We start from the raw sequence: 20469 nt of genomic DNA on the forward strand, positions 1-20469 counted from the left end.
CATTCCCGTCTCAGATCAGCCAGCTGAGACAATTGGCCATGTCCGTTTCTGTTCCTGCGCTCGAAGCCTTCATCGCCTATCAGCTGTCGCAACTGTCGGCTCGGAACGCGCATCATGAGTTTGAGGAGATCGCGGTCCGAGTAGCGCGCCGTCGAATTAGCTCCAACATTCTCCTCCCGAATGGGCCGGTGAGCGCTGGCGGCGATCAGCAACGCGACGGAGAGTCGTACTTTACGCGCATCCCGGAGGAGGTCCCCTCGCGCACAGACGTAGGGGCTCCTTTGAACAGTGAGTCGGTTGTGATCGCGTGCACCACACAGCGGGATCGCTTGAAGGCAAAGGTCGCGGCCGACGTCAACGGCATCTGTTCTCCCAATGCGGCCCCTGTCGATCGAGTCGCATTCTTCAGCGTCGAATCCATCCCGGCGGGGACGGTTCATACGCTACAAAGGGAAGCCCGCGAGCAACACAATATCGCGCTTGATGTCTTTTCTGGCGCACAGATCGCCGTCCTCTTGGCAGAGCCCGACCTATTCTGGATCGCGGCCCACTACCTCGACGTTCCAAACTCGATGGCGCCACCAATCGGCACGGACCCTTCTCCGGAGTGGTACACGAGTTCGTTGAGACGGTTTCGCGCGAGTGATGGCCCAGAAGCTCTGTTACCAGGAATTCAAGGCGCGGTCGCACGGGGCATCCGGCACGCCACATTTGAACAGCGGGAGAGCGGCGACCTGCCGGAGTGGATCACGTATATGCGCCCCTTCCTCGAAACCACACGAGACGACGGGCATGACGACGACATCACGTTCCGAGCCTGCTATGAGATCGCGGTTGCAACACTTCGTGGGTTAGGTACCTTGCGCGGAGTGGAAGACCTCATGCGGCGTGCGGTCAATTACGCGACGACGTCGGATGCGACCGAAGTAGTCTCAGACGCGGTCATTCTTGTGAGCTACTGGGGTGGCTCGTGGGGGGCGGGGGTCGCTGACATTCATGCCGAAGACCTCGACGCTGTAGTCACGACGCTCAAGACTCACGTGGACGACCTACTCCAAGATCTAGACCTGGCCGAGTACCCCGTCCGTGGCGCTTCCCTCATATCGTCGCTCGTGAGGCTTGAGCTGGTTCCGAACGCTGAACTGGTTCAGCGAGTGCTTGGCGCGCCCACCCGCGCAGAGATTGACCCTGTTATGGGTCAAGACCTTAACGATCTCGATCTGAGCGGGGGATTCCGAGTGACGCCCCAGGTGTTCGAGCTGGAAAGTGCAATGCGGCATCTCGAACAGTTGGTTGGACTCTTAGCGCGAGCGCGCGGCTTCTACGCCACCCCAATTGCAGAACTGTTCCAGCTTTTTGCGCCGATGCTCCAGAGCTTTGCCGCTTATCGATCTGTTCGAGACGCCCTGGACGAAGCGGTAGCGCAGGTTGAGGGCGCAAACGCCAAAGCGGAGCGTTGCCGAGACCGCGCGATCGCATTTCTCGAGGCCGGTCGTCCCCTCGAAGCACTTCAGGACCTCCACGATGCCAAACTCGCTTGGTTCAACGGCGAAGGGATGTACGGTTCAGTTCTCGTGATGAGGATCCTCGCGGAGACTTATTCCAAATTAGGCCTTGACTATGCAGCGAAGTTGTATGCGTGCACGGCTGCTGCTTTAGCGAACCAAAGCCCAAAACGCGATGTGCGAGCACAGGCACCAGTCGCATTGCTTGAATCGATGGGATACATGCAGCGCGCTGGCGCTTGGATGGATGCCTCCGCCATCGGACATGTTGCACTTGTTGCCCGCCACGCGCTCGACGCAGATCCGTTCGACTACGAGAACGATGGTGGCTTCGTCCACGCCGAGATAAATGCGGGCCGGGAGCTCGCTGCGATACGACAACTGTGGCCGTCGCTGCAAGAGCACTTTGTTTCATACTTTGAGTTCACCGGCTGGGATGAACGAGTCCGTTTCATCGCAGATGTTGCCGAGGAACAGCAAGAGGCACCTCTGACAATCGATCAACTTGGCGAGGACCACTCGGGCGTGATCTTGCACGATACCGGACCTTCCCGTCAGATTCGATTCTCAACGTTCGGGGTCAGTTGGGTGCTGAAATTTCCGAACGATCGATCCACCGTCCTCGCCGCGGAGTCTCTATGCGCAGCACTTCAAGTAATCCTGGCAGAGCTGGTCCGCTTCGATCTGGTCCTCGCGCCGGTGCATGTCGAGGTAGAGCTGACACTATCGGAAACAAGTATGTCTGAATCCGACCCGATTGAGTACGACATGAGCGGACCCGCGATCCGACTCACCATGTTGATGGAACCGGCGGGTGATGAACCCGCGGGCCGAAGTCAGTACGTCATGGGTCTCGCACTGCAGCTTGTCGATGTAGTCCACCTGCGCCCACGCCCTGAGCTGGTCTCGGCCATAGATGAGCTCTTTGTAGACGGTCTGGTCAACAAGACGTCGATCGGGCGACCGTACGAGGAAGTGGCTGGCATCCTCGAAGACGGGCACTATGAAGCGCTAGCCCGGCACCCTGGTTTTCTCACCCGAGCTCAAGACGAGCAATTGTCGGCGAGCGGGCTTCCCGCAGGTACAGCTGAAGGCCCTGGGTACGTATTAACAGAATCGCTGGAGGCTATTGATCGACGATACTCGGTGAGCGCGAGTGCAGTCGCGGTGACGCTTGCTCGAGTAGTTGCGGATCCTCGTTACAGCGCATGGATATCCGAACTCCAGGCTGACGGCTGGCTTGACTGGCAAATCCTCATGGCTTTGACTCTGATCGTAGGCAATCAACGAATTGCCGCACGCGACATGATCCCAACCGAAGAGAACGCAGAAGAACTGCGGGAGGTCTTTCTCGCGGTTGAGTCCGAAACGGACATGTTGGTCCCACTTGACGATGTCTTCGGTAGCCAGTTCGAGATCTACCTTCAAATGGTTGTTGTGCAGGTTGCTCAAAGTTGGGGGCTTCGTACTCCCACCCGCAGATCGGGTGACATCGCTCTGCGGAAGCTGCTCAACTGGCGGTATCGGTTCGCAATTGACGACACACCACACGTAGACCTGCTCCCTGCTGCGACGGCGGCAGTATCCCCGCGTCCAACGGAGTAACGGGCAACCGCCTCGCAGTACAGGGTGAACGCAGCTAAACCAAAACCTGTACACACTGAAATACGCCAGCTGCCTCTCGATGAGATATGAGTGCTTGTTAATTTCGAGTGTTTTGAAATGCTCAAACCGAACGACACAGCGGCAGGGCCGCGGCGGTGAACGCTTGGGCCTGCTGTCCGACAAGGAGTCGCGTCTCGCAGGACGCTTGAATGGCGGCTTGCTCGATCGCGGAGACGGCGGCGTCGAGGTCATCAACGGTTCGTGCGGACACTGAGATGAGTCCGGTGTAGCGCAGGACGCCGTGCCCAGCCGTGAGGTCAGCTTCCTGCTGGAGAACGTCCTGAAACTCAGCCATCTGCGAGGCATCCTCTATCTGGCCGATGCGCTGACGCTGAGCTGCGTCTGAGATGTACTCCGTCTTCTTCTTCCTGATGTCACGTGCTGCCTGGTCGGACCGCATCGGTGTGCAGAGCAGCGAGAAGGAGCGCTGTGTCCCGGTCGACAGGAGCACAGGTGCCAAGAAGCCTGGGTAGACCATCGACCGCGGCCACTCTGAGATCCATAACACCGCGTGGAAGGCCGAGTCTGTGCGCAGCCGGGACCAGGATTCGTTCACTGCAACCGGCCCTGCGGTGGCGAGCGACTGGCCGAGTTCGCCGTGCCGTTCAAGTGTCGCGGCGACTGCCGGGTCGTATGCCGAACGCAGGATGACGGCGATCTCGCCGCACGTCAACCACGATGACGGTGCGAGGTCGGCTGAGCGCAGCGCGGCGATGAGCGTGGACATCTCTTGGCGAAGGACAGCAGCAGCGCCACGGATTCCGCCACCGGCAGTGCGGATCTGTCGTGCCGCTGTCTGCATGTCGAGCGAGAGGGAGAGCGTGGTGGCGTGGCGTTCTCCAGCGGGTCCTGCGCGGTCGATGAGTTCGGCATACGTCGTCGAGGCCCACGAGCCATCTGCGTTGCCGTGCGATGCCCACCATTCAGCGAGTCCTGTCCCGGAGTCCGGGAGGGTGCGCTCAAGCACTTGCAGCATTGAGAGGCGCCCGGATCTGCACACGGTCGCGAGCACACGCCCCCAAGAGGAGACACGCCGTTCCTGCTCGCCGGGATCGAGGAGCGCGAATGCTGGGTGCGAGACCGCAACGATGGCCGTGAGGGTACTGGCGGTTGGGTCATGAACCATTCCGGCGCCGGTGATCGGGTCGTCGTACTCGCGCAGTCGTGCCATGTCGCCGGGTAGCGCGAGTGAGCCCGCAGGTCGCGGCTTCACAACACGCCGCCGGTAGAGCAACTGTCCGCCGGTGGTTTTCCACATCCACCAGAAGGCAACGGGAATCCATTCGACGATCGGACGTCCAGCGATCCGGATCCACACCACGGCCGCGGCACAGAGCCATACGGGTGCCGAGAACGCGATGAGCATGCCGCCTCCGGCATAGAAGGCCCACACAAGCGTGGTCACACCAATTCCGAGCGCGACCAGCTGTGAGAGGGATAGTCCGAGCAGGATTCCCCTTCGTGTCAGTCGGGAGAATTTCACCGGAATGAGGTCCCCGGCTCGTTGATCGTCGTAGTCCTTTGGCATGGTCAGCTATTCCTTCCCAGATCGTGGCTGCTGGGTTCTGGGTGGTGCTGGATCTGATCGCGGTGCGGGAGGCTGAGGCGTGGAATGAGGTTCGGGTGCAGCCGCACCCGAACCACCTGCACCGGCAGCCGCAGTTTCGGCCGTGCTACCTACAGCGCCTCCGAGCTGGGGTCCCGCAATAGCGGCAGCTTTGATGACCTTCGCGCCAATGACCGCTGCCGCTGCGGGGCCAGCAGCTGCGGCAGCGCCACCGGCACCTGCACTGGCTCCCGCGCCCGCTCCGGCAGCTGATCCGCCGGACGTCGCCCCACCTGAAGCAGACGTGCTGGGTGAAGCGGTTGCTGCTGGAGCGGCTTTGGATGTCCCGCCACCACCGGAGCCACCGTCGAGAACTTTCTTCACTCCGTCGCTCTGAGGCTTCGACGGCACAGGCACCGGTCGGTTCACGGCGCTCTTCGCTTCCTGCTCGCTTCCCATCGCGTGGTAAAGATCGAAGCCGAGGAACGAAATGAATCGGTAGACCATGTACGGCGCAAAGGCTGCGATGAACAGCAGCACGATTCCTGAGATCGGTTCAGTGACGGCCGACAGATCGGCCTCGATCGGGGTCGAGACCTGCGTGATCGCAATGAGGAACACGACGACGAGTACGAGCTTGGAGATGATGAGCGCGACCACGAACGCCGCCCATTTCCCGATCCATCCGCGGGTGACGTCCCATGCCGCCCCAGCGAACGCGATGGGCGCGAGCACGATTGCGACGAGCAGCAGGGCCTTGCGAATCAGGAGCGAGAACCACACGATAGCGACAGCACAGATCATGAGTCCGGCGAGGAAGATCGTGACGATCGCACCGACCCCGGGAGCAGCGATGTTGATTGTTGTGAGTCCCGCGGTGAGGAGCGCGATCTTGTCGCCCATGGTGGCGGTGGTTTCTCCTGCGGCCTGAACAACCCCAATGCACAGCTGATCCACGATCTCAAGAGCCGTCGCCGTCAACGTAATGACGACGAACGACCCCAGAACAGCTTTGGCGGCGCCGAGGGCTGCGCGGGCAAGAGCCGCGGGTTCGCGTCGGATGAGGCCGAGGATCAGCTGGAAGCAGAAGAACAGGAGAACGATGAAGACACCGATGCCGAAGAGCAGGTTGTAAACGTTCAGGTAGCCCGGGGATTGGACGTCCACGAGGGTTGTGCTGTCGAAGACGATCCACATGGCTTCGATGAGCCATCCGGCAGCTTGCCCCATCGTGGAGGCGAGCCAGTCGAATGGCGCCGACACGAGTGTCGCGGCACCTTCACCGACGGCATCACACACGTTGGAAATGACAGGAATATCGCAGACACTCATCGCAGGCCTCCGGGAAGTGATGGATGGGTGGGTCTCAGACCTGCTGTCCGACGTTCCAGAAGAAGTTGATGAGCGTCACTGAGGCGCCGCAGATGACGGCGGCACCGCAGGAGATGAGTACGCCGAGCTTGCCGCGAGAGGCGAGGTGTGGGTTGGAGGAGTTCGACCCGAATCCCCAGACGATCGCCGAGATGATGAGCGCGAGCACGGAGAGAATCAGGCCGATCGTCATGACGGCGCCGACGATCGTGCGCAGCTGCGCAATCCCCGGCAGCCCCGAATCATTCGGGGTGATGTCGATGTCCATCGGCAGGGCTGAGGCGATGGTCGTGATGAGTTCGAACACGGTGGCTCCTTTGGCATGAACACCGCCGTCGGCGGCAGACGAAACATGGTCACCTCAGAGGTGTGCCACCGGCTCCTGCCGGTTGATGCTTTGTGCAGTCATGCCCTCTCGCCGGATGAGAGTCATTGGGTCCGAGGCGGTGCTGCGATCACATGTCGAGTGACTCGGAATGTGAGTCAGGGGGCTCCTAGGGCGTGTCTGACAAAGGTTGACGGCTCAGGCTGAGAGTCTCGACGCGTGTCTAGGTTTCGGTTGCTCTCGGATGCTCAGTGGTCGTTGATCGAGGACATGTTGCCGCGTCCGACCGGGCGGCCGGGGCGGAAGTTCTCTGACGCGAGGCTGATGGTCGAGGCGATCATCTACCGGTACCGGTGCGGGATCGCGTGGCGGGACTTACCCGAGGTGTTCGGGCCGTGGCAGACGGTGTGGACGTGGCATCACCGGATGGCCGCCGCCGGTACCTGGGACAAGGTGCAGGCGAAGCTGACCGCCGCGGCCGACGCGGCGGGGTTGATCGATTGGTCGCTGTCGGTGGACTCGACCGTCGCCCGCGCGCATCAGCACGCGACGAACACGACTCGCACCACAGGGGGCTGGGTCGAACTACACGAATCTGCTGATCGAGCCGCCTGATCATGGCATCGGCCGCTCCCGCGGCGGGCTGTCGACGAAGATCCATCAACTCGTCGACGGCAACGGGCTGCCACTGGTCACGCTGATCACGCCGGGGCAGGCCGGCGACTCCCCGATGTTCCTGCCGCTCATGGCGCAGCTGCGCGTTGACCGGGACGTTGGCCGGCCGCGAACTCGTCCGGACGCGGTCCGCGGTGACAAGGCGTACTCATCACGCGCGATCCGCGGGCACCTCCGCTCTCGCGGGATCAAGGCGGTGATCCCCGAACCCGACGATCAGAAGGGGCATCGCAAGCGTCGCGGGTCACGCGGCGGCAGGCCGGTCGGGCTTGACGCCGCCGACTACAAGAACCGCAATGTGATCGAGCGCCGCTATTGCCACACCAAGCAATGGCGCGGCCTCGCCACCCGCTTCGACAAACACGCCGTCATCTACCGCGCTGCCGTGGTCCTCAACGCCGTCATCGCCTGGACAAAGGCAATGTCAGACACGCCCTAGTCGGTGTCGATGCAGGCGCGGGGTTCGTGGGCGTGCGGGCGGCACCGTTGGAAGACGCCGTACTCCCGGCTGGCGAGCTGTGGGAGGCGACCGACGCTACCCCGATTGACTAGCGTTGCTGGCCGTCTTGTGCTGACGGCTGGGTGGAGTTGAGGTTCTCGTGAGATCGGACACCGCTCATCAGGGATCGGCGCCAGCTCGTGCGGTCCGAAGTCAGAGTGCGGCGGCTCCGGCCTCAGCCACAGTCTGGTCTTCCTCGATGCTACCGGTGGACACTCCGATGGCTCCGACGATGACGCCGTCGCGGACCAGCGGAATGCCCCCGGGGAACACGACGATACGGCCACCGTGAGCGTCGTTGAGTCCGTACAGGTCGCCCGTCGGGCGCGTTGCCTCGGTGAGGTCCTTGGTCTGGGTCTGGAAAGCGATGGACGTGTACGCCTTGTTGATGGCGATGTGGATGCTGCCGATGTTCGCAGTATCCATCCGCACGTGTGCCTTGAGGTTGCCTCCGGCGTCCACGACGGCGATGTCCTGGGGCTGTCCGATCTCCTCAGCGCGCGCGATGGCGGCATCGATGACGCGGCGAGCGTCCTCAAGGGTGATGGTGTCCTGGATCTTGGGGTTCGACATGGTGTCTCCTCTTCATTGAAGGTCAGTTGTTGCGGGTGTTAGGCGTCGCGTGAGCGACGACTGGGGTGGAGCCTCGGCCGGCCCCGATGAAGGCCTGACAGACATGGGCCGGCCGAGGGGTTGAAAGTTCCCGTCAGGCGACGGGAAGCAGTGCGATGGAGAGCGCGGCGGCGAGCGCGCCTCCGATGAGCGGGCCGGCCACGGGCACCCAGGAGTACGCCCAGTCGGAGGTGCCCTTGCCCTTGATGGGGAGGATGGCGTGAATGATGCGAGGCCCGAGGTCGCGCGCGGGGTTGATGGCGTAACCGGTGGGGCCGCCGAGGCTGATACCGATACCGATGACCAGGAAGGCGACGGGCAGGGCGCCGAGTTCCGCGGGGGTGCCTCCATTGGTGAAGGCGAGGATGCCGAACACGAGGACGAACGTTCCGATGACCTCCGTGACGAGGTTGGAGCCGTAGGCACGGATGGCAGGACCGGTCGAGAAGACGCCGAGCTTCGTGGCGGGGTCGGGCTCTTCGTCGAAGTGGCGCCGGTATGTGATCCAGACCAGGAGCGCTCCGAGCATGGCACCGACGAGCTGAGCGGCAATGTAGACGAGGAACTGCACGAATGTGATGTTTCCGAGGATCAGCAGGGCGATGCTGACGGCCGGGTTGAGGTGCGAGCCCGAGGAGTACGATGCCGTGACTCCAGCGAAGACGGCGAGACCCCAACCGATGCTGACCGCGAGGAATCCTGATCCGAGACCCTTGCTCTTGATGAGGGAGACGTTGGCGACGACTCCGCAACCCAGCAGAAGTAGCAGGGCCGTTCCGACCGTTTCGGAGAGGAAGATCAATCCGAGGTCCATGGTGTTTCCTTTCCGCGGACGTCTGCGTCCGCGCAGGTCACACCACGCGCTCGGGTGCGCGTGGTCACAGATGGTGGTGCGAGGGGGCGGCGCCCGGGTAGAAGGTGGAAGGTCAATCGCGGTCTACCCGGGCGCGCTCGGTACGGGACTGTGCGGCGCAGCGTGACCTACGCCGAACAGCGGGGGGCTCCTCAGAAGGTGCGGATCGGGATCTCCGCGGGAGCCTCGAGAAGTTCGCGAATCTCGTCGTCAAGCTTGACAAGCGTGATGGACGCGCCCGCCATGTCCAGCGAGGTGCAGTACTCGCCGACATAGCTACGGGTTGGGGTGATTCCCTGGGCCGCGAGCTTCTCGTGTGCGATGCCGTACAGAAGGTACAGCTCGCTGATGGGGGTGCCACCGAGACCGTTCACCATCAGCGCGACGTCATCGCCGCTGCTGTAGGGGATGTCGCTCACGATGGGCTCCAGAAGCAGGTCGACGATCTCGTTCGCCGGGACCCACTTCTGACGTGCACGGCCGGGCTCACCGTGGATACCGATGCCGACTTCGATCTCGTCGTCGCCGATCTCGAACAGCGGCTCGCCCTTGGCGGGCGGGGTGCAGGCGGTGAGCGCCACGCCCATGGTGCGGGTGACGGCGTTGACCTTCTCGCCGATCCGGACGATCTCGTCGAGGTCCTTGCCGGCCTCAGCGGCAGCGCCGACGGCCTTGATGACGAAGAAGTTGCCGGCGACGCCGCGGCGACCGATGGTGTACAGCGAGTCCTTCACCGCGACGTCGTCGTCGATGAAGAGGGTGCGCACCTTGATGCCCTCTGCGGCAGCGAGCTCTTCTGCCATTTCGAATGCCATCTTGTCGCCGGTGTAGTTGTTCACCAGCAGCAGCACACCCTTGTCGCTCTTGACGCGGCGTGCGGCCTCGACGACGAAATCGGTGGGCGGGGCGGCGAACACGTCACCGGGGCAGGCGGCGTCCAGCATGCCCTTGCCGACAATCATCACGTGTGCGGGCTCGTGGCCGGAGCCGGAGCCCTGGATGATAGAGACCTTGTCGTTGTTGGGCGCATCGGCGCGGACGATGAGGTTGTACTTCGGGTCGTACGTGAGCGTGTCGGGGTTCGCCAGGGCCAGGCCCTTCAGCATCTCCGGGACGAACGCCTTCGGGTCGTTGATGAACTTCTTCATTGTGTTCTCACTTCTTTGTGTTGGATGGGTAATGGAGGGAGGGTAAGTCGTTACCAGGCCTCGGCGACGCGCTCGCTGAGCACCGCTATCGCGATGGCGCCGGGGTCAGGGGAGCCAATGCTGCGCTCACCTGCGTAGGACGCTCGGCCGCGGTGTGCCTCGAGCTTCGCGGTCTCTTCGGCGGCGGCGCGCGCGGCCTCAGCGGCGTGCTGAGCCACGGCCTTGCCGTCCAGACCCTTACCGAGGTCCGCCTCGATGGCGTCGGTGAGCGGGACCAGAGCGTCGAGCAGCGTCTTGTCTCCCAGGGATGCGCCACCTCGCTTCATGATGCCCTCGATGGCTGAGCGGAGCATCGCGACCACATCGGCCTGGGTGATGTCGTTCTTGTCCTTCACGGAGATCGCAGCGCGCAGGAACGCGGTGCCCCAGATCGGGCCGGACGTACCGCCGATGCGGCCGGACATCGTTGTCGCGACCTTCTGAATGAAGGTGCTGAGAACCGACCGGTCGTACTCATCCCACTCGGCGATGACGTTCTCGAACCCGCGAGCGAGCGAGTATCCGAAGTCACCGTCGCCGGCGACGGCGTCCAGGTCGCTGAAGTACTTCTCGTTGTCGACGCACGTCTGTGCGATGAGCTTGATGACGCTCTCGACGCGGGCGACGCCCGCCTGGCTGAAGGTGCTGCTCATGATGTTCCTCGGCTTCGGTTATCGGATGGTGAGGGCGGTGAGGGTGTCGAGAGTGACCTGGCCGGTCTCCTCGACGCCGCGCGGGTTGGAAAGGAAGTGTGCTGGCGTCTGCGGCTGGTCGCCCAGGCTGTCAACGACCAGTGCCGCCTCGGTGAAGTCCTCATCGGCGGTATAACTGGACACCGTCACGACGGTGGCGATCCCTGCCGCAGCCGCGGCGCGTAGCCCGTTCTGACTGTCCTCGACGACGACGGCGTCCGTTGCGTCGATTCTCAAGTCCCGCAGAGCGAGCAGGTAGATGTCCGGTGCCGGCTTCTTCGCTGGGACGACATCTCCTGCGTAGACACGGAACCAGGAGGCCGCGTCCTCGCCGACCGCATGTTCCAGCACAGCGCGCACCGATTCTTCGGCGGACGTGGATGCGACGGCGAGCAGCCATCCTGCGTCATGGGCGGCATTAACGATTCGGGCGATTCCGGGCCGCCCCGGCATCTCGCCGGCTCGAACCTTCGCCGTGTAGCGGTCAGTCTTGAACCGATGCCACTGCTTGACGAGGTCGATCTGCGCAGCCTCATCGGTGGGCAGGTTCGCCGATGCAACGAAGTCGCTGGTGAGAAGCGAGGCGAGACGCTCCTTACCGCCGCCAATTCGCACCTTCTCGGCATAGTCCTCTTCGGACCAACGCACGGGAAGATCGAAATGCGCGAAGGTGTCGTTGAACGCAGGCAGATGACCGTCGCGCTCGGTGTCTGCGAGCACTCCGTCGCAGTCGAAGATCAAGGCGCGAGTCACGGCTTGGCGGCCTTCGCCTTGGCTGCCGTGCCATCGGAGCCGAACCATTCGATGTGGTCACCGATGACGCTGGTGACAGCATCACCGATGGCAGTCACCAACTTCGGCGGATCCCAATGGTTGTTGGCGCGCGCCCAATCGAGATGCTCCGCCGATGCCTGCATGTACGCGTGCTTGACGGCTGTGGAGATGTTGATCTTGGAGACGCCATTGTCGATGAAGGCGCGGAAGTCGGCCGGCTCAAGGCCGGTTCCCCCGTGAAGAACAATTCCCTTGTCCGTGAGGTGCGCGAGTTCGCGGGCGCGCTCAGGGAGAAGGGTCGGCTTGGACGTGAACAGGCCGTGGCTCGTGCCCAACTGCGGGGCGAGCAGGTCAGCACCGGTGCGCTCCGCGATGGCTGCGAGCTGGTCGACGGTATACGCGTGGTGGGCTTCGTCGCTGCCGACTCCGTCTTCGACCCCGAGGATGTTCTCGATCTCGGATTCGACGTCGACGCCCGCTGCGTGAGCCTCCTTGACGACTTCCGTCGTCTCACGCTCTGCGTCAGCAAGATCACGGTCAGAAGCATCGAAGAGAACCGATGACCACCCGGCGGCAATGACGTCAGAGAGGACAGAACGGTCCGGGCAGTGATCCAAGTGGAGCGCGACCGGCACGGATGTGTGCCGCGTGAGCGCCTGGAAAAGGCTCGTGATGAAAGCGGTCCCCGAGGTGCGAACAGTCTTTGTCGAGATCTGGACAATCAGGGGCGAGTCCTTCTCCTCGGCTGCGGCGATGACCGCGCGCATGCTGATCTCGTCGAAGACGTTCACAGCGGGAACCGCGTATCCGTGCTTCCGCGCTCCCGTCGTGAGACGACGAGTTGATACGGCCATAGTCCGATCTCACTTCCTTGTGTCAGGCTCTGCCTCAGCGAGCTCCGGCCAGAACATCTTTCGTTCCGGTCCTTTTGGTCCAGAGTACATGGCTATACAACTCTATACAAGACGGACTAGGTAAGATCATGTGGAAAGTTTTGGAGGCATAAAGATGACGGCCGTGATTGAGCGCGACTCAGCGACACCGATCTATCAGCAGCTCGAGGACATCTTTCACGCGAAGATCGCCAGTGGTGAGTGGGCACCCGAGCAGCGCATCCCGTCGGAGAACGAGCTGAACCGGGAGTACAGCCTGAGCCGCATGACGATTCGTGGTGTGCTCAACAAACTGGCGGGTGATGGTCTGCTCATCCGCGTTGCCGGCAAGGGCACGTTCGTCGCCCCGCAAAAGATCAACGCGGTCTCTCCTGCATACAAAGGAATCCGTGAGCAGCTCGAAGTGCTCGGGTACGACATCGCGACGACGTTGATTTCTACGGAGCGCGTTCCCGCGCCGACGAGAGTGCGTGAGCACCTGAATCTGCCGGCGGGCGCCGAGGTCATCGCCATCATACGACTGCGGACGGTAGACGGGAAGCCTCTGAGCGTCCACCGCTCCTTCGTGCCAGCGAGCCTCGCGCCGGGACTGGATCAGCTGGATGTCGTCAACGAGCAGCTGTGCGTGGTTCTCGAAGACAAATTCAATCTGTCGATGAAGAGCGTCTCCGAAGATCTGGAAGTCATCGCCGTCGAAGGAACCGACGCCAAGCTGCTGGAGCTGCGCAAGGGCGACCCGGCACTGCTGTTGACGGATGTCATCACGAACCCGGCAGGGACGGCCTTTGAGTACTCGACCATCGTCTTCCGCGGCGATACGGTGCGGCTGAAGTTCGATTACAAGCGTGAGTGAACCCGCCGTGGTGGATGACTCGGGGTCCACCACAGCGGGTCCGCCTAGCTGTACTGCCCAGGGAGGTTGTTTGATCTGGCTTCCCTGATGTGACGAGAACCTCCCGGCAGAGTGGAGCTGCTACCGCATCCGCTCTGAACCAGGAGGTTCTCGTGTCTCACGCTAACGCGGCGCTCACCCCGCGCCAAAGGCTCCGTCTTGCACAGAAGATCGTCGACGAGGAGTGGACGGTCGCCGCGGCGGCGGACTACTTCCGTGTCTCCTGGCCCACCGCCGCGAAATGGGCGCGACGCTACGTAGAGCTCGGTGAAGCGGGGATGGCCGACCGGTCCTCGCGCCCGCATGCGCATCCGAACAAGACCCCGACGCACCGTGTGAAGAAGATCGTGCACCTGCGGATCCGCAAGCGCCTGGGGCCGGTCCAGATCGCCGACCGCGTCGGGATGCCGGCCTCGACCGTCCACGCGGTGCTGAAACGGTGTCGACTGAACCGGCTCTCGCATGTCGATGTGAAGACCGGGGAACCCGCCCGCCGGTACGAGCACGACAAGCCCGGCGCGCTGATCCATGTCGACGTGAAGAAGCTCGGCAACATCCCCGACGGCGGCGGCTGGCGCTACGTCGGACGGTCCCAAGGCGACCGCAACCGAGCAGTCACGGCCAAGCGCACCGGAAAGCGAGGCATCGCCGGCGACATGGTCACCGGCACCGCCTACGTCCACACCGTCATCGACGACCACTCCCGCGTCGCTTACGCCGAGATCCACGACGACGAACGCGCCGAGACCGCGATCGGCGTCCTGCAACGGGCCGTGTCCTGGTTCGCCGACCGCGGCGTCCGCGTCGAACGGGTCCTCTCGGACAACGGCCCCGCCTACCGCTCCCACGCCTGGCGACGCGTCTGCGCCGAGCTCGCCATCACACCCAAGCGCACACGTCCTTACCGTCCGCAGACGAACGGGAAGATCGAGCGATTCCATCGCACTATGGCCGACGGTTGGGCCTACGTGAAGCACTACAACAGCGAATCAGCCCGCCGCGCAGCCCTGCCCGCCTGGCTGCACTTCTACAATCACCACAGGCCCCACACTGCGATCGGGAAGCTCCCGCCCATCAGCCGGATCTCAAACAACCTGCCTGGGCAGTACACCTAGCGGACGAGCAGCCGAATGCGCTCGTCCAGTCCCGCGGCGTCAAGCGCGTATCGAGCAAGCAGTCCTGAGTACGTACCGGTGACGATGTGCTCATGCGGCAACCCGATGGCGTGCACGGGAATTCCCGAGGATGCCAGAGCCTCGCCAACGGCCGCGGAGAGACCGCCGCGGGTGTAGTGCTCCTCGACAGTGATGACTCGTCCGGTGCGATGAGCGGACGCGCGGATAAGCGCCGCGTCAACAGGTTCGACAGTTGGCATCCCGATGAGGTCCACATCGATGCCGTCGTCCGCGAGCCGTTGCACCGCGACCACGACCTCCGGGGTGATGGTCCCCGTCGTGACGACCGTTGCGCGAGACCCTTCCCGAATCATCCGCCCTTCCCCGATGGTGAACGGTGCCTGTGGGAACAGATCGGGGATCGATGGGCCCCCGATGCGCATGTACACGGGCCCGTCGTGCTCAATCATCGCCTTCGCTGCCTCCCGGATCTCTCCGGGGTCCTGGGGTGAGAGGACGACGACACCGGGAAGCATGCGGATGATTGCATAGTCTTCGAGGGAGTAGTGTGTGGGCCCGAGGTCGGAGTAAGTGATCCCTCCGTTGCGACCGACGATCTTGACGTTCTGACCCATGTACGCGATGTCATTGCGGAATGCTTCGTAGTTCCGGTTGGTGACAAACGCTGCGATGGCCGCGAAGACGGGGATCTTGCCGGTCGACGCGAGACCTGCGGCGACGCCCGTCGTTCCGTGCTCCTGAATGCCGAACTCATAGTAGCGGTCGGGGAAGCGCTCGCGGAATGAGCCGAACCCCGACGACAGCCCGCTGTCGGCGGAGAGGACGACGACACGGTCATCGTCCGCAGCGAGGTCGGTCACTGCTTGCCCGAAGGTCTTTCGCGGATCGATAAGAGTAAGCGTCTCAGCAGCCATGGTCGTTCCATTCGCGCAGGTTGTCGATGCGGGCGTGCACTTCACGTTCGGCTCGGTCGAGCTCCTCGACCGTCGGCTTCCAGTAGTGCGAGGCAAGGGTTCCCTCCAGGAAGCTGATGCCCTTCGCCTTCGTCGTGCGAGCAACGACAACGGTCGGCCGGCCCTTTTCGCCATCCGCAACGCTGACAGCGTCGAGGACGGCATCGATATCGTTCCCGTCGATGGTGACGGTATTCCACCCGAACGCCGCGAACTTGTCGGCAATCGGCTCCATGTTCATGACTTCAGCGGTCGGCCCGGAAATCTGCAGATCGTTGACATCGACGAAAGCGACGAGGTTGTCGAGTCGGTGGTGCGCAGCAATCGACGCCCCTTCCCAGTTCGCCCCCTCGGGGAGCTCACCGTCCCCAAGGATGGTGAAAACCCGTCCTCCGTTGCTCGCGGCACGGAGGCCCAGTGCCATCCCTGCAGCAATCGACAGCCCGTGACCCAGGGCACCCGTATTCGCTTCGATGCCCGGAAGCTTGTGAAGGTCGGGGTGACCGCCGAGTTTGCTGCCGACAGAGCCGTACGTGTCGAACAGCGCCTCCTCGAAGTAACCGCGACGCCCGAGAACTGCGTACTGCGCCATTGCTTTGTGGCCCGCGGACAGCAGGAACCGGTCGCGATTCGGGTCCTTCGCGGCTTGCGGGTTGACGCGCATGGTCGCGAAATACAAGGCGGTCACGATGTCGATGCACGAGAGCGCCCCGCCGAGGTGGCCAGAACCGCCTGCCCGCACCATCCGCAGGACGTTGAGGCGTGCGAGCTCCGCCTCGATCTGCAGCGGGATGGCATTCATACGCGAGTGTTCTCGGTTTCGTAGTCGTACAGAGCGACGAGCTTCGGCGCACTCCGCTCGTTCTCCACGTACGACACCGACAGGTACTCGCGAACGAGTCGCTTGACCGACTCGACGCCGGTGACCTGAGCTCCGAAAGCGACCATGTTGGCGTCGTTGCTTAGCTGTGCACGCTCGGCCTGGTACGCATCCGTGAGCAGGGCGCAGTATGCGCCGGGAACCTTATTCGCCGAGATGGAGACGCCGATGCCGGTGCCGCACATCACGACACCACGCTCGACCTCCTTCGCCGCGACGCTTTCCGCCACCGCAATGGCCGTCTTCGGATATAGGGGGTCGTCGGAGCCGAAATCGCGAACCTCGTGGCCGAGCTCACGAAGGTAATCAGCGACGGCATCCTTGAGGGTTGTTGCGTTCGGGTCGCAGCCAATTCCAATCAACATGCATGTCTCCTATCTATACCTGTATAGGCTTGTATATCTGAGGATAGACCGAATCGACGTAAGATGGAAGATCGGACTGGATGGTCCGCCCATCGAACTGGGAGACAGCATGGCCAGAGATGCCCACCCCACACCGCTCGATAGTGCGGACGTTATTCTCTCCGACCTCGACGGAGTCGTGTACCGCGGCGCAGCACCCATACCGCATGCCATCACCGCTCTGAACTCGGCGCGAGAAAGTAAGACGGTGGGGTTCCTGACGAACAACGCCTCCCGGCTGCCGGCGGACGTAGCCGAACAGCTGACGACAATGGGACTGCACGCCGACGCGGATGATGTCGTCACCTCGCCTCAGGCGACGCTGCTGCTCCTATCGAATGTGGTTGAGCCGGGGGCGCCGCTGTTGGCCGTCGGCGGTCCGGGGTTGACGATGGTGCTCGAAGGGGCGGGGTACCGACTTGTTCGCACGGCGGACGAGCACCCCGACGCGGTCGTCCAAGGTTTCTCACAACACGTGAGCTGGACTGACCTGGCCGAAGCTACTTACGCTCTCGCCTCCGGGATCCCGTGGGTCGCCACAAACCTCGACACCGCCCTCCCGCTCGAGCGCGGACTGGCGCCTGGCAACGGAGCACTCGTCGCTGCCATCCGCGCTGTCGTCAACCGCGAACCTCTCGCTGCCGGAAAGCCCGAGACGGCGCTCTTCGACGCCGCCCGCGAGCGATTCCCCGGCTCCCGATGGCTGTTCATCGGCGACAGGATCGACACAGACATCAGAGGCGCAAGACGATCCGAGATGAGTAGCGCTCTCGTCCTCACCGGCATCAGCCGGCCACGCGATGTCTTCGCTGCACCCCCCGATGCACGCCCCGACTTCATCTTGCGCGACCTGCGCGATCTCACCCTGCCGTACCCCTCCACCCGGCTCACGCGCAACGACCAGTTCCTGACATCGACCGTCTCCAACGCGGTGGTCGCGGCTGAAGGACAACGTGTTCGCCTCGTCACGCCAGGAAACGAGCCGATGAATGTCATCCGAGCCACAGCCGCTCTCATCTGGGAATATGCCGCAGCATTCGACAGCCTCAAGCTCGACACCGAGCTCCACGACGTCATCACCGCGGCCCTCGACTGACGGCCGGTACGTCACTCATCAGCACCTGCCGACCTCCTGCTCTGCGAAGATCCGCAACAGCACAACATCCCCCTCGCCGGAGGGCTGACGTCGGTTACAGCGCGGGAGAGTGCTCCGTCGCCCGTCGGATGGGCGGCGTTTGCTGGATGAGTAGACGGAAGGGGAACTCATGGCTAGGACGGCAGTTGCCCCGAGTTCGTGGATTTCGACCCGATGGTCTACGACATCACATGATGGCAGTGGCTTTCGCACCGGAGCGCTCCATCACCACGTGCCCCACACCGCTGACACGTACGTGTCAATCAGCGATCCGGCTCAAAATGCGGACATCGACTCGGGCTAGGGCGTGTCTGACAAAGGTTTGGTCCATGCGATGACGGTGTTGAGGACGACGGCGGCGCGGTCGATAACGGCGAGTTTGTCGTAGCGGGTGGCGAGGCCTCGCCATTGCTTGATGCGGCAGTAGCCGCGCTCGATGACGTTCCGGTTCCGGTAGTCGGCGGCGTCGAGACCGACGGGTCTGCCGCCGCGTGAGCCGCGACGTTTGCGGTGTCCTTTCTGATCGTCGGGCTCGGGAATCACAGCTTTGATGCCTCGGCCTCGAAGGTGAGAACGGATCGCGCGGGATGAGTACGCTTTGTCGCCCCGCACCGCGTCCGGACGGGTGCGGGGCCGGCCCGTTTCGCGCCCGACCCGCAGATGTCCCATCAGCGGCAGGAACATCGGAGAGTCCCCGGCCTGCCCTGGCGTGACCAGAGTGACCAGAGGCAGCCCATTGCCATCGACGAGCTGATGGATCTTCGTCGACAGGCCACCCCTGGAGCGGCCGATGCCGTGATCAGGCGGCTCGACCTGCAGATTCTTGTAACTCGATCCAGCCCCCTGTGAGGCGGGTGATGCTCGTTGCGTGCTGATGCGCACGAGCAATCGTGGAGTCCACCGACAGCGACCAATCAATCAGGCCCGCCGCGTCTGCTGCTGCCGTGATCATCGCCGCTACCCGATCCCACGTCCCGTCGAACGCCATCCGCCGATGCCACGTCCACACCGTCTGCCACGGCCCGAACACCGGCGGCAGATCCCGCCATGCGAGGCCAGTCCGGTACCGGTAGACGATGCCCTCGACCATCGTCCGCGCATCCGAGAACTTCCGACCCGGACGCCCCGTCGGACGTGGCAGCATCGGCTCGATCAGCGACCACTGAGCATCCGAAAGCATCCGAAAACGAGACATGCTTTCAGGCTCGCAGCCAGCCACCCGAACCTTTGTCAGACACGCCCTAGTAGACTCACAGCGATGCGGTGCTCGGACGTTCCGTTCCGCGATGCCAATGGAGCAGTCAGGAAGGACGAGGTAGACGATGCCGTTTCCACTCATCCCGGTAGCCATCGTTGGTGTCAGCATTCTGGTTGCTGCGATTACCGTTCCGGCAATCGTGAGGAGTACCCGCAAGGCACTCAGGGACAAGAGCATCGCCATACTCGGGCGGCAGGAAGTTGGAAAGTCGACGCTCCTGCACTTTCTGATAGAGGGCAAGCTTCCCGAGCGCCGGGAGCGCACTCCGGATCCGTTGCCGGGCGGACAGTTCACGCTCCAGCTTCCTGGCAAAGGTGAAGTCAAGTTTTCAGTTCCGCAAGACTTGCCAGGACACACTATCCCCGCGTACAAGGACTGGCGTGAGGCGTTCGAGGCAGCTGACTTTGTCTGGTACCTGTTTCGGTCTGACCTCATTGTGAGTGGCGATGTATCGGAGACAAAGCTGGTTGAGGAACATCTTGATCACCTCGGAGACTGGTTCGAAGAGCTTCGAAGTCGAAACGCAGCACCGAAGGTGATCCTCGTCGGGGTCTTTGCCGATCGCGATGCCACTTACAGCGACGATGGTGACTTCGAGGATCGAGTGCGCAATTCAACGCCAATACGCCAGGGCTCTGTGAAGCTGGGGAAGGCCGACATCGTCATCGGCAGCCAGGTGGCGAAGGATGGTGCCACCAAGCTGGTTGAGCGGATTGCGAGGTATCTGAAGTGATTGCGGTCTACGCGCAAGCATCGGGCCGCCAGGGGCTTGAGTCCGCGGTGAATGGTGCGGTGGTTGGGAACGACCACCCAAAGTTCTCGGAGCTTCGCGAGCGCGGGAGAGCGGCGGCGAGCGCAAATCCGATTCAGATTGGCGGCTTTGAACTCCGATACTCGCACGGTGTCGCCCGCCTTGTATTCGACGACACCGATGACGATCAAGACGGCTCGCCCATCACAGTTGTCGTCGACATGGATCGCGCGAAGGGCAACCTGGATGCGGCAGTCGCCGCTGCGGTCAAAGGAGTCCGCGCAATCCACCGCGATGTGGACGCAACGGGAATACGGGAAGTGATTCAGCTCGCTACTGACGTGCATTCGTCATATTTGACTCACCGGAGGATCATCCTCGGTGGAAGCGTCATCATCGTGGCTGGCGTTGTGATCGCGGCCGCTATTTTTATTGTCACCGCATTACCCAAACAATGAACAGA

At 62.8% G+C, this 20469-nt stretch carries 22 protein-coding genes; 8 read left to right on the plus strand and 14 right to left on the minus strand.

What is annotated here, in order from left to right; translation table 11 throughout:
- Positions 1 to 38 precede the first annotated feature (38 nt).
- Entirely contained in the window at positions 39 to 3110 is a 3072-nt protein-coding gene (locus tag ACX1DX_RS03235) for a hypothetical protein (protein ID WP_459397645.1), read from the plus strand.
- Positions 3111 to 3231: 121 nt separating this feature from the next.
- Here the strand turns inward: ACX1DX_RS03235 and ACX1DX_RS03240 are convergent, their stop codons facing one another.
- The 3 genes from ACX1DX_RS03240 to ACX1DX_RS03250 are packed head-to-tail and all read right to left on the minus strand — an operon-like array spanning position 3232 to position 6394.
- Entirely contained in the window at positions 3232 to 4698 is a 1467-nt protein-coding gene (locus ACX1DX_RS03240) for an SCO6880 family protein (RefSeq protein ID WP_459397646.1), read from the minus strand.
- A 6-nt stretch (positions 4699 to 4704) separates the two neighbouring features.
- The gene (locus ACX1DX_RS03245; RefSeq protein WP_459397647.1) at positions 4705 to 6048 is read right to left on the minus strand and encodes a conjugal transfer protein TrbL; all 1344 of its coding nucleotides are present in this window, start codon (positions 6046 to 6048) and stop codon (positions 4705 to 4707) included.
- Between the two features lie 34 nt (positions 6049 to 6082).
- Positions 6083 to 6394, minus strand: coding sequence for a DUF6112 family protein (locus ACX1DX_RS03250; protein WP_191719927.1), 312 nt, complete (start codon positions 6392 to 6394; stop codon positions 6083 to 6085).
- Between the two features lie 237 nt (positions 6395 to 6631).
- Between ACX1DX_RS03250 and ACX1DX_RS03255 the strand changes: the two genes are divergently transcribed.
- Both ACX1DX_RS03255 and ACX1DX_RS03260 read left to right on the plus strand, forming a co-directional pair.
- The gene (locus ACX1DX_RS03255; RefSeq protein WP_042540863.1) at positions 6632 to 7027 is read left to right on the plus strand and encodes a transposase; all 396 of its coding nucleotides are present in this window, start codon (positions 6632 to 6634) and stop codon (positions 7025 to 7027) included.
- A gap of 7 nt (positions 7028 to 7034) precedes the next feature.
- Positions 7035 to 7526, plus strand: a complete 492-nt coding sequence (locus ACX1DX_RS03260) for an IS5 family transposase (RefSeq protein WP_459398169.1) — start codon at positions 7035 to 7037, stop codon at positions 7524 to 7526.
- Positions 7527 to 7739: 213 nt separating this feature from the next.
- On the opposite strand, the gene ACX1DX_RS03265 is transcribed toward ACX1DX_RS03260, so the two are convergent.
- The 6 genes from ACX1DX_RS03265 to ACX1DX_RS03290 all read right to left on the minus strand — a co-directional run bounded on the left by ACX1DX_RS03265 (position 7740) and on the right by ACX1DX_RS03290 (position 12558).
- The gene (locus ACX1DX_RS03265) at positions 7740 to 8159 is read right to left on the minus strand and encodes a GlcG/HbpS family heme-binding protein (protein WP_042540859.1); all 420 of its coding nucleotides are present in this window, start codon (positions 8157 to 8159) and stop codon (positions 7740 to 7742) included.
- 133 nt (positions 8160 to 8292) lie between these two features.
- Positions 8293 to 9012, minus strand: coding sequence for an MIP/aquaporin family protein (locus ACX1DX_RS03270; protein ID WP_345045600.1), 720 nt, complete (start codon positions 9010 to 9012; stop codon positions 8293 to 8295).
- A 191-nt stretch (positions 9013 to 9203) separates the two neighbouring features.
- Complete coding sequence (gene dhaK / locus ACX1DX_RS03275; protein ID WP_068751136.1) at positions 9204 to 10199, minus strand: dihydroxyacetone kinase subunit DhaK; 996 nt, start codon at positions 10197 to 10199, stop codon at positions 9204 to 9206.
- A 50-nt stretch (positions 10200 to 10249) separates the two neighbouring features.
- Positions 10250 to 10891, minus strand: a complete 642-nt coding sequence (dhaL, locus tag ACX1DX_RS03280; protein WP_042540853.1) for a dihydroxyacetone kinase subunit DhaL — start codon at positions 10889 to 10891, stop codon at positions 10250 to 10252.
- An 18-nt stretch (positions 10892 to 10909) separates the two neighbouring features.
- Entirely contained in the window at positions 10910 to 11731 is an 822-nt protein-coding gene (locus tag ACX1DX_RS03285; RefSeq protein WP_042540851.1) for an HAD-IA family hydrolase, read from the minus strand.
- Positions 11680 to 12558: a class II fructose-bisphosphate aldolase gene (locus tag ACX1DX_RS03290; protein ID WP_042540849.1), complete on the minus strand. Its 879-nt coding sequence runs from the start codon at positions 12556 to 12558 to the stop codon at positions 11680 to 11682. Before ACX1DX_RS03290 ends, ACX1DX_RS03285 begins: the two co-directional genes overlap by 52 nt.
- A gap of 163 nt (positions 12559 to 12721) precedes the next feature.
- Here ACX1DX_RS03290 and ACX1DX_RS03295 point away from each other — a divergent pair, with 163 nt between their 5' ends.
- Together ACX1DX_RS03295 and ACX1DX_RS03300 are read left to right on the plus strand one after the other, a co-directional pair.
- On the plus strand, positions 12722 to 13450 hold the full coding sequence (locus ACX1DX_RS03295; protein WP_292679905.1) for a GntR family transcriptional regulator: 729 nt from the start codon (positions 12722 to 12724) through the stop codon (positions 13448 to 13450).
- Between the two features lie 152 nt (positions 13451 to 13602).
- Positions 13603 to 14604, plus strand: coding sequence for an IS481 family transposase (locus ACX1DX_RS03300; protein ID WP_292679906.1), 1002 nt, complete (start codon positions 13603 to 13605; stop codon positions 14602 to 14604).
- Here the strand turns inward: ACX1DX_RS03300 and ACX1DX_RS03305 are convergent.
- The 3 genes from ACX1DX_RS03305 to ACX1DX_RS03315 are packed head-to-tail and all read right to left on the minus strand — an operon-like array spanning position 14601 to position 16823.
- Positions 14601 to 15539 carry a transketolase family protein gene (locus ACX1DX_RS03305; RefSeq protein WP_042540843.1) on the minus strand — a complete coding sequence of 313 codons (939 nt, stop codon included), beginning with the start codon at positions 15537 to 15539 and terminating at the stop codon, positions 14601 to 14603. The two genes, ACX1DX_RS03300 and ACX1DX_RS03305, sit on opposite strands and share 4 nt — an antisense overlap.
- Positions 15529 to 16380, minus strand: a complete 852-nt coding sequence (locus ACX1DX_RS03310) for a transketolase (RefSeq protein ID WP_042540841.1) — start codon at positions 16378 to 16380, stop codon at positions 15529 to 15531. The genes ACX1DX_RS03305 and ACX1DX_RS03310 overlap by 11 nt, the downstream gene beginning before the upstream one ends.
- Entirely contained in the window at positions 16377 to 16823 is a 447-nt protein-coding gene (locus ACX1DX_RS03315) for an RpiB/LacA/LacB family sugar-phosphate isomerase (protein WP_042540839.1), read from the minus strand. The genes ACX1DX_RS03310 and ACX1DX_RS03315 overlap by 4 nt, the downstream gene beginning before the upstream one ends.
- Between ACX1DX_RS03315 and ACX1DX_RS03320 the strand changes: the two genes are divergently transcribed.
- Positions 16822 to 17958, plus strand: a complete 1137-nt coding sequence (locus tag ACX1DX_RS03320; protein ID WP_231567546.1) for an HAD-IIA family hydrolase — start codon at positions 16822 to 16824, stop codon at positions 17956 to 17958. The genes ACX1DX_RS03315 and ACX1DX_RS03320 overlap by 2 nt on opposite strands.
- Before the next feature lie 339 nt (positions 17959 to 18297).
- On the opposite strand, the gene ACX1DX_RS03325 is transcribed toward ACX1DX_RS03320, so the two are convergent.
- Positions 18298 to 18879 carry an IS5 family transposase gene (locus ACX1DX_RS03325; protein ID WP_459397648.1) on the minus strand — a complete coding sequence of 194 codons (582 nt, stop codon included), beginning with the start codon at positions 18877 to 18879 and terminating at the stop codon, positions 18298 to 18300.
- Positions 18797 to 19192, minus strand: a complete 396-nt coding sequence (locus ACX1DX_RS03330) for a transposase (RefSeq protein WP_042540833.1) — start codon at positions 19190 to 19192, stop codon at positions 18797 to 18799. The genes ACX1DX_RS03325 and ACX1DX_RS03330 overlap by 83 nt, the downstream gene beginning before the upstream one ends.
- A gap of 127 nt (positions 19193 to 19319) precedes the next feature.
- Between ACX1DX_RS03330 and ACX1DX_RS03335 the strand changes: the two genes are divergently transcribed.
- Both ACX1DX_RS03335 and ACX1DX_RS03340 read left to right on the plus strand, forming a co-directional pair.
- On the plus strand, positions 19320 to 19988 hold the full coding sequence (locus tag ACX1DX_RS03335) for a GTPase domain-containing protein (RefSeq protein ID WP_191719926.1): 669 nt from the start codon (positions 19320 to 19322) through the stop codon (positions 19986 to 19988).
- Positions 19985 to 20464, plus strand: coding sequence for a hypothetical protein (locus tag ACX1DX_RS03340; protein ID WP_459397649.1), 480 nt, complete (start codon positions 19985 to 19987; stop codon positions 20462 to 20464). The genes ACX1DX_RS03335 and ACX1DX_RS03340 overlap by 4 nt, the downstream gene beginning before the upstream one ends.
- Positions 20465 to 20469 lie beyond the last annotated feature (5 nt).

The organism is Tessaracoccus zhenghani (assembly GCF_054552775.1).